Annotated in this window: 13 protein-coding genes and 3 pseudogenes; 3 read left to right on the forward strand and 13 right to left on the reverse strand. The window is 70.4% G+C overall.

Features of this window, described 5'->3' with window-relative positions; all coding sequences use genetic code 11:
• Positions 1–15 precede the first annotated feature (15 nt).
• From LP418_RS24160 to LP418_RS24180, 4 genes are all read right to left on the reverse strand, one after another.
• Positions 16–585, reverse strand: a complete 570-nt coding sequence (locus LP418_RS24160) for a CapA family protein (RefSeq protein ID WP_257953997.1) — start codon at positions 583–585, stop codon at positions 16–18.
• Between the two features lie 5 nt (positions 586–590).
• A complete protein-coding gene (locus LP418_RS31485) occupies positions 591–1,265 on the reverse strand; it encodes an EamA family transporter (RefSeq protein WP_442939996.1) in 675 nt (224 codons plus the stop codon).
• A gap of 156 nt (positions 1,266–1,421) precedes the next feature.
• Complete coding sequence (locus LP418_RS24175) at positions 1,422–1,799, reverse strand: DUF456 domain-containing protein (RefSeq protein WP_257954000.1); 378 nt, start codon at positions 1,797–1,799, stop codon at positions 1,422–1,424.
• A 189-nt stretch (positions 1,800–1,988) separates the two neighbouring features.
• Entirely contained in the window at positions 1,989–2,243 is a 255-nt protein-coding gene (locus tag LP418_RS24180; protein WP_257954001.1) for a DUF7455 domain-containing protein, read from the reverse strand.
• Positions 2,244–2,580: 337 nt separating this feature from the next.
• On the opposite strand from LP418_RS24180, the pseudogene LP418_RS24185 reads away from it, so the two are divergent.
• Together LP418_RS24185 and LP418_RS24190 are read left to right on the forward strand one after the other, a co-directional pair.
• A pseudogene (locus LP418_RS24185) lies at positions 2,581–4,571 on the forward strand (DNA gyrase/topoisomerase IV subunit B).
• Positions 4,572–4,766: 195 nt separating this feature from the next.
• Positions 4,767–5,093 carry a hypothetical protein gene (locus LP418_RS24190; RefSeq protein WP_257954002.1) on the forward strand — a complete coding sequence of 109 codons (327 nt, stop codon included), beginning with the start codon at positions 4,767–4,769 and terminating at the stop codon, positions 5,091–5,093.
• A 46-nt stretch (positions 5,094–5,139) separates the two neighbouring features.
• Here the strand turns inward: LP418_RS24190 and LP418_RS24195 are convergent, their stop codons facing one another.
• From LP418_RS24195 to LP418_RS24205, 3 genes are read right to left on the reverse strand one after another with little or no spacing between them, the layout of a single operon-like run.
• Positions 5,140–5,664, reverse strand: a complete 525-nt coding sequence (locus tag LP418_RS24195) for a hypothetical protein (RefSeq protein ID WP_257954003.1) — start codon at positions 5,662–5,664, stop codon at positions 5,140–5,142.
• A complete protein-coding gene (locus LP418_RS24200) occupies positions 5,661–6,974 on the reverse strand; it encodes a nickel-binding protein (RefSeq protein ID WP_257954004.1) in 1,314 nt (437 codons plus the stop codon). The genes LP418_RS24195 and LP418_RS24200 overlap by 4 nt, the downstream gene beginning before the upstream one ends.
• Complete coding sequence (locus tag LP418_RS24205; RefSeq protein WP_257954005.1) at positions 6,862–7,434, reverse strand: hypothetical protein; 573 nt, start codon at positions 7,432–7,434, stop codon at positions 6,862–6,864. Before LP418_RS24205 ends, LP418_RS24200 begins: the two co-directional genes overlap by 113 nt.
• Positions 7,435–7,465: 31 nt before the next feature.
• On the opposite strand from LP418_RS24205, the gene LP418_RS24210 reads away from it, so the two are divergent.
• On the forward strand, positions 7,466–7,870 hold the full coding sequence (locus LP418_RS24210) for a hypothetical protein (protein ID WP_257954006.1): 405 nt from the start codon (positions 7,466–7,468) through the stop codon (positions 7,868–7,870).
• A gap of 295 nt (positions 7,871–8,165) precedes the next feature.
• Here LP418_RS24210 and LP418_RS34435 read toward each other — a convergent pair.
• From LP418_RS34435 to LP418_RS24235, 6 genes and pseudogenes are all read right to left on the reverse strand, one after another.
• A pseudogene (locus LP418_RS34435) lies at positions 8,166–8,486 on the reverse strand (ATP-binding protein); the annotation flags it as partial.
• A gap of 130 nt (positions 8,487–8,616) precedes the next feature.
• Entirely contained in the window at positions 8,617–9,144 is a 528-nt protein-coding gene (locus tag LP418_RS24220; RefSeq protein WP_336275803.1) for a helical backbone metal receptor, read from the reverse strand.
• Positions 9,145–9,178: 34 nt separating this feature from the next.
• Positions 9,179–9,403 (reverse strand): helical backbone metal receptor, encoded by a 225-nt coding sequence (locus LP418_RS31495; protein WP_336275804.1) that lies wholly within the window; start codon positions 9,401–9,403, stop codon positions 9,179–9,181.
• A 46-nt stretch (positions 9,404–9,449) separates the two neighbouring features.
• Positions 9,450–12,638, reverse strand: a pseudogene (gene icmF, locus LP418_RS24225) (fused isobutyryl-CoA mutase/GTPase IcmF).
• 62 nt (positions 12,639–12,700) lie between these two features.
• On the reverse strand, positions 12,701–12,886 hold the full coding sequence (locus LP418_RS24230) for a hypothetical protein (RefSeq protein WP_257954008.1): 186 nt from the start codon (positions 12,884–12,886) through the stop codon (positions 12,701–12,703).
• Complete coding sequence (locus LP418_RS24235) at positions 12,883–13,179, reverse strand: hypothetical protein (RefSeq protein WP_257954009.1); 297 nt, start codon at positions 13,177–13,179, stop codon at positions 12,883–12,885. The genes LP418_RS24230 and LP418_RS24235 overlap by 4 nt, the downstream gene beginning before the upstream one ends.
• Between the last annotated feature and the right edge of the window lie 8 nt (positions 13,180–13,187).

Below are 13,187 nucleotides of genomic sequence, written 5' to 3' on the forward strand. Positions count from 1 at the left end.
CACTGCCACGTCGGGTCAGCGGTCGGGTCGGTGGAGGCCGGGGTCGCCCCCGATCGTGGCCACGACCGTGCCCCGGATCTCGGTGCGGGCCGGTGCGAAGGCCTCGTCGATGTCGCGACCCACACCGACCACCGTCAACAAGGGCTCGGACTCGTCGAACGTCTCCTGCAGGAGTGCACGGCCGAAGTCGAGGGCATGGTTGTTGGCCATCGACACGACATCGATCCCGGCCTCCGCGAGGGCCTCGAACGCGGCGGGCGGTGCCCGGAACGTGAACCGCTTGCTCGGGTCGGGCCGGCCACCCGCGCCCACGGAGGTCTCCGGGTTGACGATCGCCGGGTCGGCCGCCGCGAGCGTTCCGGTGACCGGGGCCAGTGCCGTCGCCGGGTCGTCGAGCCGGGCACGCAGCGGGCCCTCGAAGTGGATGTCTCCCGCCACGGCGATGGTGATCGGACGCGGGGGACCGGTTGGCGTCGGGCCGGCGGTCTCGGTCGACGGTGCGGGCGCGGCGGGCGCCTCGTCGGCCGGCGGGGTCGCCGTACAGGCGCAGAGGGCCGCTGTCGCGAGGACGAGCGGCCATCTCATGCGGCTCAGCCCGCCGCGACCAGCGCGACGCAGAGGCCGCAGAAGGCCAGCCCGACGGCCTGACCGCGATGGATCGGCTCGCGGAGCACGGTGGCGGCGAGCAGGATCGTGAAGGCGGGATAGAGCGAGGTGAGCACAGCGGCGACCGTCAGCAGCCCGGACTGGGTGGCGAGCAGGAAGCCGAGGGCGGCCGCGCTCGCCGGGGCGCCCGCGAGCAGGCCGCCGGTGACCTCGGAGCGGGCGGTGGGTCGCCACGCCGCCTTGAGCAGGATCGCGGTGAGGACCACGGCCGGGAGTGCGGAGACTCGGGCGAGAACAGAGCGGCCAGTAGCCCGCGCCCTCGGGCACCCGGCCGATGGCGGCGAAGAGGAGCCCGAAGCCGACGCCCGCAAGCACGCCGTCGACCGGGCCCGCCGCGACGCTGCCGTCCGTGGTCGGCTCGCGACTGACCAGCCAGATGCCGGGGACGGCCGCCGCGATCCCGAGCCAGACGAGCAGCTCCGGACGCTCGCCGGCGGCCACGCCCACGGCGACCGGCACGATCGCGGCGCCGACGGCGGAGACCGGGGCGACCACGCCCATCCGACCGGCGGCCAGTCCGCGGTAGAGGAACGCGCCACCGAGCCCCGAGCCGATGCCGGCCGGGGCACCCCACGCGAGGTCCACGCCGGTCGCCTCACCGGGGGTGACGAGCGCGATCAGGACGGTGCAGGCGAAGGCCCCCACGGCGCACATGAAGGCCACCGGCCGGGCGGACGTACGGCGTGCAGCGAGCCCGCCGACGAAGTCGGACAGGCCGTAGGCGACGGCGGCGCCCAGTGCGAGCAGGATGCCCATCAGCCGGTCACCACGACGCCGACGATCCGGGTGGCGACCGCCGGGAGGGACGCCGTGAGCTCGATCAGGATGGAGAGGCCCACCGCCCTGAGCGCGTGCTTGGTTGCCGGGCCCGCGGCCGTCGCGCCCGGGCGCCGGCGCTCGGCGGCGTAGACACCGAGGACGAAGCCGACGAACAGCCCGATCACGGGGATCACGAAGAACCCGACAATGCCGAGGAGACCGCCGAACACCAAGGTGGAGCGGGGGACGCCGGCCTCCTTGAGGCGACGGCCCGGGACGACGTACTTCACGACCGTCCCGACGGCGAGGAAGGCCAGCGCGACCGCGAGGACCAGCCAGCCGGTGGTGGTGTTGACGTCGATCGCCCACAGCACCCGGGCCGCCGAGGATCAGCAGCAGGCCGGGAATGACCGGGACGATGATGCCGGCGAGGCCGACCAGCAGCAGGACGGCGACGACGAACTCGGTGGCGCTCACGCGGCGAGCCTTCCACAAGAGTCCGGGAACGACGACGGCCCCCGACCGGTTGGTCGGGGGCCGTCGTGGCGTTGGTGGGGCCTCGGTCAGTCGTTGCTGTCGCGAACGCCGGCCGGGGTGGGCTCGAGCTTGTGCGTCTCGTCGTGCACGTGGGACGCGATCGAGCGGAGCTTGTCTCCGTGCTCACGGGCGTGGTGGGCACAGAACAGGAGCTCACCGCCGGACGTGAGCTCGACACGCAGGTAGGCTCGGGCACCGCAGCGGTCGCAGCGGTCACCCGCCGTCAGGGCGGCGGGCTGGGGGGCAATGGCTGTAGTCACATCGGCCTCGTTTCTCTCCATCGGTGTCTGGCCCAACGTAGCCACCGGGTCAAAGATTCCCGGAAGTGCCATCGGGTGGACGAGAGTCCAGTCAATCACTGATCTGCGTTCCCGTTGGGGTTACCCCCAACCATGGGACGTGCTTTGTGTTCGTCGCGTTGCAGGAATCCGGATTGCGTGATGCGAATGTGATCACGCTAGACCTGCCACGTCCTTTCGGCCTGCAGCGTGCCCTGCACTGGTCCACGGCGTGTCGCAGGTAGGTTTTCTCCTTGTGGCAGCACCGGCAGACAACACCTACAACGCGGCACACCTCCTCGTCCTCGAGGGGCTCGAGGCGGTTCGCAAGCGCCCGGGCATGTACATCGGCTCGACGGACACCCGGGGCCTGATGCACTGCCTGTGGGAGATCATCGACAACGGCGTCGACGAGGCCCCGGCCGGCGTCGCCCACCGCGTCGAGATCACCCTGCACCCCCGACGACTCCGTCGAGGTGTACGACGACGGGCGGGGCATCCCGACGGACAAGGAACCCAAGACAGGGGCTGCCCGGCGTGGAGGTCGTGGCCACGAAGCTGCACGCCGGCGGCAAGTTCGGCGGCGGCTCCTACGTCGCGACCGGTGGTCTCCACGGCGTCGGCCTCTCCGTGGTCAACGCGCTGTCGTCGCGGATGGACATCGACGTCGACCGCGCGCCGACCCAGCAGGGCCTGTCGTTCCAGCGCGGTGTGCCGGGCGTCTTCGCGGGGGACGGCCCCACCGCCGCGTTCACGGCCCAGTCGGGCCTGACCCGCAAGGGCAAGCGGGTCGCCAAGGGCAAGACCGGCACCCGCATCCAGTTCTGGCCCGACCGCCAGATCTTCACCAAGGACGCCGGCATCGAGCTCGAGGGCCTCCCGGGCCGCGCCCGCCAGACGTCGTACATCGTTCCCGGCCTCGAGCTGGTCATCAACGACCAGCGCGGCCCCGAGGCGATCTGCGAGAAGTTCCTGCACGAGGGCGGGATCAGCGAGTTCGCCGATTTCCTCTCGCAGGGCGAGCCGGTCACCGACATCCTGCGCCTGCAGGGCATGGACACCTTCACCGAGACGGTGCCGCTGCTCGACGACAAGGGCCACATGACGCCGCAGGAGGTCGAGCGCGAGCTCACCGTCGACGTGGCACTTCGCTGGTCCAACACCTACGACACCCACGTGAAGTCCTTCGTCAACGTGATCGCCACGCCCAAGGGCGGCACCCACGTCAGCGGCTTCGAGTCGGCGATCACCTCGACCTTCAACGACGTGATGCGCTCGGCCAAGGTGCTCAAGGTCAACGACGACAACGTGATCAAGGACGACGTGCTCGAGGGCATGACCGGCGTCGTCACCGTCCGGCTCGCCGAGCCGCAGTTCGAGGGTCAGACCAAGGAGATCCTCGGCACCCCGGCCGCACGCAACGTCGTGCGCAAGGTCGTGGCCGCCGAGCTGAAGGACTTCCTCACCTCCACCAAGCGCGCCGAGAAGGCGCAGGCCAAGCTGGTCATGGAGAAGGTCGTCGGGGCCTCCAAGACCCGGATCGCGGCCAAGCAGCACAAGGAGACGCAGCGTCGGAAGAACGCGCTCGAGTCCTCGGCGCTGCCGGCCAAGCTCGCCGACTGCCGCTCCGCGGACAACGAGCGCACCGAGCTGTTCATCGTCGAGGGTGACTCGGCTCTCGGTACGGCGAAGTTCGCCCGTGACTCGGAATACCGGGCGCTGCTCCCGATCCGCGGGAAGATCCTGAACGTCCAGAAGGCCTCCGTGGGCGACATGCTCAAGAACACCGAGTGCGCCTCGATCATCCGGGTCGTCGGCGCCGGCTCGGGGCGGACCTTCGATCTCGAGTCCGCGCGCTACGGCCGGATCATCTTCATGGCCGACGCCGACTCCGACGGCTCGCACATCCGCTGCCTGCTCGCCACCCTGTTCTTCAAGTACATGCCCGAGCTGCTCAAGGAAGGGCGGGTCTACACCGCCGTACCCCCGCTGCACCGCATCGAGCTGACCAACCCCAAGAAGGGGATGGAGAAGTACGTCTACACCTACTCCGACGACGAGCTGCACCGTCGGCTCGCGGAGCTGAAGAAGAAGAACGTGCGCTGGAAGGAACCCCCCGCAGCGCTACAAGGGCCTCGGTGAGATGGACGCCGACCAGCTGTCCGAGACGACCATGGATCCCCGTCACCGCACGCTGCGCCGGCTCACCGTCGACGACGCCGAGGTCGCGGCCCGGTGTTCGAGCTGCTGATGGGCTCCGACGTGGCGCCCCGCAAGGAGTTCATCGTGCAGGGCGCCTATGAGGTCGACGTCGAGTCGCTCGACGCCTAGGACGGCACCGAACGCCCATCGGCGCAGCAGAACCCCGCCGGCTTCGGAGGTTGAGGAGGGCCGAAGGCTCGTCACGAAACCGAAGGCTGCGCCAGACTGGACGCATGGGCGACAGGGTCGACGACGCGGGACCGGTGAAGGGCTTGCTGGTCCTCGGGGTCTCTCGGGTTCGGCGCTCTCCTGCTCGGGTCTCTCGTGATCGGGCTTGCGCTGGGCACGATGTACTTCTGGGCAGGTCGCGCCCAACCGGTTCCCCGGGACACGGTCGAGGGGACCGGGACCGAGCTCACGGTCGTCTTCATCGGCTCGGAGTGCCAGAGCTCGTCGCGGGTCGAGGCGGTGGAGCACGAGGACCGCGTCGTCATCACTGCCTATGAAGGCGTGCGGGCGCGGTCGTGCAGCGACGTGGGCGTGCGCTACGACCTCACGGTGACGCTCGACGAGCGGCTGGGCGAGCGGGAGCTGATCAACGGCGCGTGCGCGGTTGACCAGCCACCTCGCTCCTGCAAGAGCGCTGGTTGAATGGCCGTACGGGCGCGCTCCCCGACGCGCCGTACGACCGGGTTCGTCAGCAGCTGACGCCGGGGTTGTAGTCCTTCAGTAGACCCACGACGTTGGACTCGCCGAGCCAGACGTGCTGCTCGTAGAAGGCCGGAATGCCGTACCGGTTGCCGGCGGGCACGAGGGTGAACTTCTTGCCGAAGAGCTTCGGCGGCTGGCTGCCGTGGTTGGCCTCCCAGTCGGCAACGAAGACCGTGTACTCGACACCGAGGAACCGGTCAGGGGTCGAGGTCAGGTCGTAGAGCAGGATCTCCGGTTCGAGCAGGGAGATCTCGCCGTCCCCGATCCGGGAGCCCGGGCCGAAGTGGGTGCCCATGCCGCCCTTCGCCGGGTCATGGATGCAGGTGACGCCAGCTGCGTCCGGGACGACGCCGAACCCCTCGCCCTCGGCGACCGACAGCGAGGCGTACTTGGCTGTCGCGGCACGCAGGTCGCTGATGTGCTGACCGCCCTGTTCGGCGCTCGCCTGAGCGGCCGCGACGGAGACCAGCGCGCCGGCGGCGGCCACGGCGACCGCGAGCCGGGCCCTCATGACCCCTCCCGGACCGCGTAGATCTCGTCGGCCACCGGGCCGTGCGCCTCCTTGTGCACCGTGGCGGCGGCGTCCGCGGACGGCGCCTCGACGAGGCAGAAGATCTTGCCCTCGGACTCGTCCACCCAGTAGCGCAGGTAGTTGACGTCGTACTTCGACTGGGTCTGGAGATCGGCCATGTGGGCCTTGGCGACGTCGCCCGGGGCGACGCCGTCGGCAAGGCTGTGGACGTCCATGAACAGTGGCATCGGGTGCTCCTTCGGTCGTGGATCTGGTGTCCACGACCCTGCTCCTCGCTGGGCCCGAGCGGATCGGGAGCGACGCCCTAGGTTGCCGGCACCCGTTCCCCGAGGTTGGGGCGTCAGGCCGCGGGCGAGGGCCGCGGCCGCGGCGTCCTGCCCGGTGTGGACGCCGAGCTTCGAGAGCACCGCCGAGACGTGGTGCCCGACGGTCTTCGCCGAGATGAACAACGCCCGCGCGATCTGCTCGTTGGTCATCCCGGCACACACCCGGGCGAGCACCTCCTGCTCGCGTGCGGTGAGGCCGGCCGGGTGCTCGCGCGTCGTGGCCCGGACCCCGTTGGGGATCGAGCGCACTCCTGCCTCGCGCAGCCTTCGCCGTACGAACGAAGCGGCCGGGACGGCTCCTAGGTCGTCGAGCTGCGGCAGCGCCGCCAACCAGTCGTCGGGGTCGTCGCTGTCGAGCAGCGCCAGCGCAGTGTCGTACGGCGAAGCGCCGGCCGTCACCGGGACCGGGACGTCGAGGCCGACCCGGCGGGCCCACACCGAGGCCATGGCGACGAGGCGCGGCCCCTCCGCCCGGTCGAGGGCCAGCTGGACGTCGTCGATCGCAGGGCCATCGCGACCGGCGAACCAGTGCCAGTCAGCGCGCGCAAGGGCCGTCGGGACGACCCACTGGGGCTCGCCCGTCGACAGCGCCTCCGACACGCACCGATCGAGCAGGTCGGCGGCCTCGGGCGCGCCACGGCGGGCGCTGATCCCGGCCATGGACACGAGGAAGTGCATGCGGTTGATCGGTGAGAGGACCGCGTGCGCGACCTGCTCCTGCGCGAGCGCGAGCGACTCGTCCCACCGGCCGTCGGCCTCGAGCGCCTCTGCGCGGGTGGCGAGCAGGCAGTTGGTGAAGGTCGCGGCATCGTGCTCCTCGCAGAACGTGATCCCGTCGAGGAACACCCGCTCACCCTCGGCGATGAGTCCGGCGTCCACGAGGTTGCCGTAGAAGTTGGTGTAGGCGCGGGCGGCCCGGGTGTCGCAGCCGTGGTCGAGAGCCACCGCGAGCGCGCGCTGCATCGTGGGGATCCACGGCTGCCCGAGAACGCTCAACGAGCACGCCCGGGTGTCGAGGGCATCGCTGAGGACATCGGGCAGGTCGAATCTCTCGGCGAGCTCGATGGCCCGCGCGGCGGTCTCGATCGCGGCGAGGTTGTCCCCCGTTGATCATCTGTGAACCCGCGTGCTCCTTGACAGCCCCGGCCAGCTCCACGCTGGGGCCCAACGGCTCGAGGACCTCGAGGGCCGCGGTGAGGAGGGCGGTCGAGTCGTCGCCCATCGAGAGCCGCCATCGCGCCTTGCTCCCGGCGCGGAGTGCGTCGCCCTCGCGGTGCGGCTCGCCGAGGCTGTGCCAGAGCTTGACCGCGGTGGCCCAGTGGGCGTCGGACTCCTCCCAGTGGTCGATGATGCCCAGCTCTGCGGCGAGCGCGTCGCACAGCGTCGCCCGGGTGCTGGCATCGAAGTCGTCGGCGAAGCGCAAGGCCCGACGGTAGTGCTCCGACGGCCTCGTGGTGGGCCGCGAGGTCCGCAGCGCCGCGCGCAGCAGCGGTGGCGTGGGTGTGTACGGCGTCGGCATCCCCGGCACCCTCCGCGTGGAACGCAAGCCGTGCCCGGTCGGTGCATCCGCGGTCGATCAACGTCCGCAGGATCCGCGCGTGCAGGTCGAGACTGCGGTGCGGCGGCACGGACTCGGCGACCGCGAGCCGGGCGATCTCGTGCCGGAAGCGGGGTGCGCGGCCCTCGCTCGTCAACAGCCCGGCGGCGACGAGCTCGTCCCACACGTCGAGCGGTGCCGCGGTGAGGTCGCTGAGCAGGTCGTGGTCCAGCCGACTGCCGGTCAGGGCGCACGCCTCCGCGAGCGTGAGCGCCGCCTCCGACAGCCCGGCCACCCGAGCCAGCACCGAGTCCCGTGCTGACGCTGGCAGCTCGCCCCCGCCGCCCTTGAGCAGCTCCGCGACGAAGAACGGGTTGCCGGCGGTCAGCCGGTGCACCGCCTCGGCGTCGAGGCTCGTCCCGGCCACGACCTCCTCGATCGCCTCCAGTGACAGTGGCGGCAGGGTCACCCGGCGGGTCGCGCGCTGCCCGGCCGGGTCGCCGAGCGCGACCCGCAGCTGGCTCAGGGGTGCCGTGACCCTCGTCGCGGAACGTCACCAGCAGCAATGCCCGCAGGCGCTGGATCCGGCGACCCGGGTGACGCAACAGGTCCAGCGTTGCGTCGTCGGCCCAGTGCACGTCCTCGACGACCGGGACGGTCAGCGTCTCGCGGTCCCGCAGCTCGTCGACCACGGTGGTGAACAGCAGGTCCCGGGACTCGTCCGCGCGACAGGCGGTGAGCAGGTCGCCGCCCATGTCCTCGGCGATGTCGCGCAACGGGGCCAGGGGGCGAGGCGTCGAGAGGCCGTCGCAGGCCCCCCAGAACCGGGCTCCGGGCAGTCGCTGCTCGAGCTGCTCGAGCAGGGTCGACTTGCCGACCCCGGCCTCACCCTCGACCCGGGACGAGACGACCGGTTCCGTTCTCGGCCTCCGCGGCATACCCGAGCAGCGCGGCCACCTGAGTGTCGCGTTCCGGGGAAGCGCATCCTGCGATCATCCGCTCAACGGGTCGTCGGGTCCATAGCCCGTTGAGACGGCCGGATTGAGTGACGGTCGCTGCGCGCCGTCCTCAACCCCCGAGGTGTCTCAGGAAGGTGTGGGCCTCGACGAGCGACGGGCCGTACCACGTGATCAGCCGTCCGGACACGAGCTCGGTCGGCGTCGTGAACGCCTCGGGGCCGTCGTCGGCGGTGAAGACGTAGGGCTCGTCGGGCAGCAGAACGACGTCCGCGCCGGCGCCGTCGATGGTCGCGACGTCGAGGGTGGGGTAGCGGTCGGCGTACGACGCGAAGACGTTGGGCAGGCCGGCGCGGGCGAGCAGGTCGCCGGTGAACGTGTCGCGGCCGACGACCATCCACGGATCCCGCCAGATGGGTACGGCGACACGCGCTCGAGCAGGGGCGGGCTCGCCGCACCACAGCTCACGAGCCGTGGCCAGCCACTCAGGCCGCGGCCAGCGCAGCACCGAGTCGAAGAGCTCCTCCATGGCGTCGATCGCCCGGGGGACCGTCTCGATGACGCTGACCCACACCTCGACGCCGGCCTCGCGCAGGCGGCGGACGTCGAGCTCGCGGTTCTCCTCCTTGTTGGTGATCACCACGTCCGGACGCAGGGCGATGATCGCCTTCGTGTCAGGGATTCTTCGTCCCGCGCACACGGGCGACGTCCAGATCGGCCGGGTGGGTGCACCAGTCGGTCACCCCCACCAGCGTGGAGCGGTCGACGCTGGCGATCGCCTCGGTGAGGGAGGGGACGAGGCTGACCACCCGGCGAAGGCCGCCGTGGCCACTCTCGGACTCGGTTTCGTCCCGCCCGTCGCCCGGGCTCGCAGGCTCGCCCGGTCGGGGCTTGCTCAACCTCTTCGCCCCACGCGCTGCGCTCGCGCGCTCGCGCCGCGCTGGCTCAGACATTCCGCCGGTACTGCCCGCCCACCTCGAAGAACGCCTCGGTGACCTGCTGCAGCGAGCACACGCGGGCGGCGTCCATCAGGACGGCGAAGACGTTGTCGCCGTTGACGGCGGCCTCCTTGAGGCGCGCGAGTGCCTCGGCCGCCTCGTCGGCGTGCGCGGACTGGAAGGCGCGGACCCGCGAGAGCTGCGACTCCTTCTCGGCCTCGGTGGCGCGGGCGAGCTCGACCTCCGGGGGAGTGACGTCGGAGTCGGGCTTGACGAACGTGTTGACGCCGACGATCGGGAGCGAGCCGTCGTGCTTGCGGTGCTCGTAGAGCATCGACTCGTCTCGGATGCGCCCGCGCTGGTAGCCGGTCTCCATCGCGCCGAGCACGCCTCCGCGCTCGTTGATGCTGTCGAACTCGGCCAGCACGGCCTTCTCGACCGTGTCGGTGAGCTCGTCGATGATGAAGGAGCCCCCGGAGCGGGTTCTCGTTCATCGCGAGACCCCACTCGCGGTTGATGATCAGCTGGATCGCCAGCGCGCGGCGTACGGACTCCTCGGTCGGCGTCGTGACGGCCTCGTCGTAGGCGTTGGTGTGCAGCGAGTTGGCGTTGTCGTAGATCGCGATCAGCGCCTGCAGCGTGGTCCGGATGTCGTTGAAGTCCATCTCCTGCGCGTGCAGGGACCGACCGGACGTCTGCACGTGGTACTTCAGCTTCTGCGACCGTTCGTTGGCGCCGTACTTCTCCTTCATCGTGATCGCCCAGATGCGGCGGGCGACGCGACCGATGACGCTGTATTCAGGGTCCATGCCGTTGGAGAAGAAGAACGACAGGTTGGGCGCGAAGTCGTCGATGTCCATGCCGCGGGCGAGGTAGGACTCGACGTAGGTGAAGCCGTTGGACAGCGTGAAGGCGAGCTGGCTGATCGGGTTGGCCCCGGCCTCGGCGATGTGATAGCCGGAGATCGACACGGAGTAGAAGTTCTGCACCTCGTTGTCGATGAAGTACTGCTGGATGTCGCCCATCATCCGCAGCGAGAACTCGGTCGAGAACAGTGCGGTGTTCTGGCCCCGGTCCTCCTTGAGGATGTCGGCCTGCACCGTGCCACGCACCTGCTTGAGCGCGTCGGCGGCGGAGATGCCGCGCTCGGCGGCCCGGTCGATGGCGGTGTTGAGGAAGAAGGCCAGCACGGTCGGCGCCGGCCCGTTGATGGTGAGCGACACCGACGTCGAGGGGGCGATCAGGTCGAACCCGTCGAACAGCACCTTCATGTCGTCGAGCGTCGCGACGGAGACACCGGAGGTGCCGACCTTGCCGTAGACGTCGGGGGCGCGGGTCGGGGTCGCGGCCGTAGAGCGTCACGGAGTCGAAGGCGGTCGAGAGCCGCGTGGCCTCGCCCTCGTGGCTGAGGATCTTGAACCGGCGGTTGGTGCGGGCCGGGTCACCCTCGCCGGCGAACATCCGGGCCGGGTCCTCGCCGTCGCGCTTGAACGGGAAGACGCCCGCGGTGAAGGGGAAGTAGCCCGGGAGGTTCTCGTTGCGCCAGAACTTCACCAGCTCGCCGTGGTCGGTGAACCGGGGGAGGGCGACGCGGGGGATCTTGTTGCCGGACAGCGACTCGCGCGTCAGCTTGGTGTGGATCTCGCGGTCGCGGACCTTCGTGACCTGCTCGTCGCCGGAGTAGGACTCCACGACCGCGGGCCGGGCCTTGATCTGGTCGGAGACCTCGCGCGGCAGCTGGCGCTGGGCGGACTCGAGCAGGTCCTCGACGCCGTTGGTGTCCTTGTCGGCGGACACCAGCTCGCCCCGGACGATGTCGAGCCGCTGAACGCGACGTGCGGCTTCGGCGAGGCGGTCGGTCTGCGCGTGGTAGCCGCGCACGGTCTCGGTGATCTCGGCGAGGTAGCGCACGCGATCGGTCGGGACGACCTCGGCGGATCCCCGACGAGTGGCGTACGGCGACGTGCGGGAGCGTCCCCTCCGCGATCGGCAGCCCGCCGGCACCGAGGGTGTCGCGCAGGTGCTGGTAGAGCGCCGTGACGCCGTCGTCGTTGAAGGTGGCGGCGCTGGTGCCGAAGACCGGCATCTCGTGGGGCTGCTTGCCGAAGGCCTCGCGGTTGCGGACCAGCTGGCGACCGACGTCGCGCAGCGCGTCCTTGGCGCCGCGGCGTTCGAACTTGTTGATCGCGACCGTGTCGGCGAAGTCGAGCATGTCGATCTTCTCGAGCTGCGATGCGGCACCGAACTCCGGCGTCATGACGTAGAGCGAGTGGTCGACGAAGGGCACGATCGCGGCGTCGCCCTGTCCGATGCCGGGCGTCTCGACGATGACGAGGTCGAAGCCGGCGGCCTTCATCACCGCGATCACGGTGTCGAGGTGCTCGGGCACCTCGTGGGCGCCACGCGTCGCGATCGAGCGGAAGAAGATCCGGTCGCCGTCGAGCGAGTTGGCGCGGATGCGGTCACCCAGCAGGGCACCGCCGCCCTTGCGCCGGGTCAGGGTCGACCGCGATCACGGCGATGCGGAGCTTGTCCTGCTGGTCGACGCGGAAGCGGCGCACGAGCTCGTCGGTCAGCGACGACTTGCCCGACCCGCCGGTGCCGGTGATGCCGAGCACGGGTGCGGTGTGGGCGGCGGCCGCTCGGGTGATGCGCGCGAGCATCTCGTCGCTGAGCTGGCCGGTCTCGGCGCCGGTGAGGGCGCGGGCGATGGCGTGGCGATCGCCGGCGAGCACGGCATCGATGTCGGCGGGCGACGTCTGCCACGGGTCGAAGTCGCAGTCGACGACGACCGAGTTGATCATTCCGACGAGGCCCATCCGCTGGCCGTCCTCGGGGAGAAGATGATGACGCCCGACTCGCGCAGGCGCTTGATCTCGGCCGGCACGATGACCCCACCGCCACCGCCGACGACCTTGATGTGGTCGGCGCCGGCCGCGCGCAGCGACTCCACGAGGTATTCGAAGTACTCGACATGGCCGCCCCGGTAGGACGACACGGCGATGCCCTGCGCGTCCTCCTCGAGCGCCGCGTCGACGACCTCTCGGACGGAGCGGTTGTGCCCGAGGTGGATCACCTCGCAGCCCCGGCTCATGAAGATGCGCCGCATGATGTTGATCGACGCGTCATGACCGTCGAAGAGGGCCGACGCCGTGACGAGGCGGACCGGGTGCTGGGGCTGGTGGAGATCGACCATGGAGGATCCTCAGACTGGGATAGTTGGATGTCCTACCAACTGATAGTAGGACATCCAAGTAACTACTGTGAAGTAGCGGGTACGGCGACGTGGTCGCCGGCACCCGAACGGAGCTCGCCGAGGAGCTCGGTGAGCTGCTCGACGCGCTCGAGCGGCAGCCCGGGCTGCTCGAAGACCTGCGTGTTGAGGCCGAGGGTGGCGCGGTCGACCACGTCTCGACCGGCGTCGGTCAGGGATGCCGGGATCACGCGGCGGTCGTCGTCGCGGCGCAGGCGCTCGACGTACCCCCTGCTTCACGAGGCGCTCCACCGCGCTGGTCACGCTGGTCGGATGCACCTGCAGCAAGGAGCCCGGGCGCGTCATCGGCATCGAGCCGGACTGGGCGAAGGACAGGAGCCGCAGCACCTCGTAGCGGGCGAAGGTGAGGTCGAGCGGGCGCAGCACGGAGTCGATGCGCTCCATCAGCAGCTGCTGCACGCGGACCACCGAGGTGACCATCGCCATGCCGTCGGCCGCGTCGTCCCACCCGTGGCGGACCCATTGGCTGCG

The sequence above is a fragment of the Nocardioides sp. B-3 genome, from assembly GCF_024703895.1.
GTDB lineage: Bacteria > Actinomycetota > Actinomycetes > Propionibacteriales > Nocardioidaceae > Nocardioides.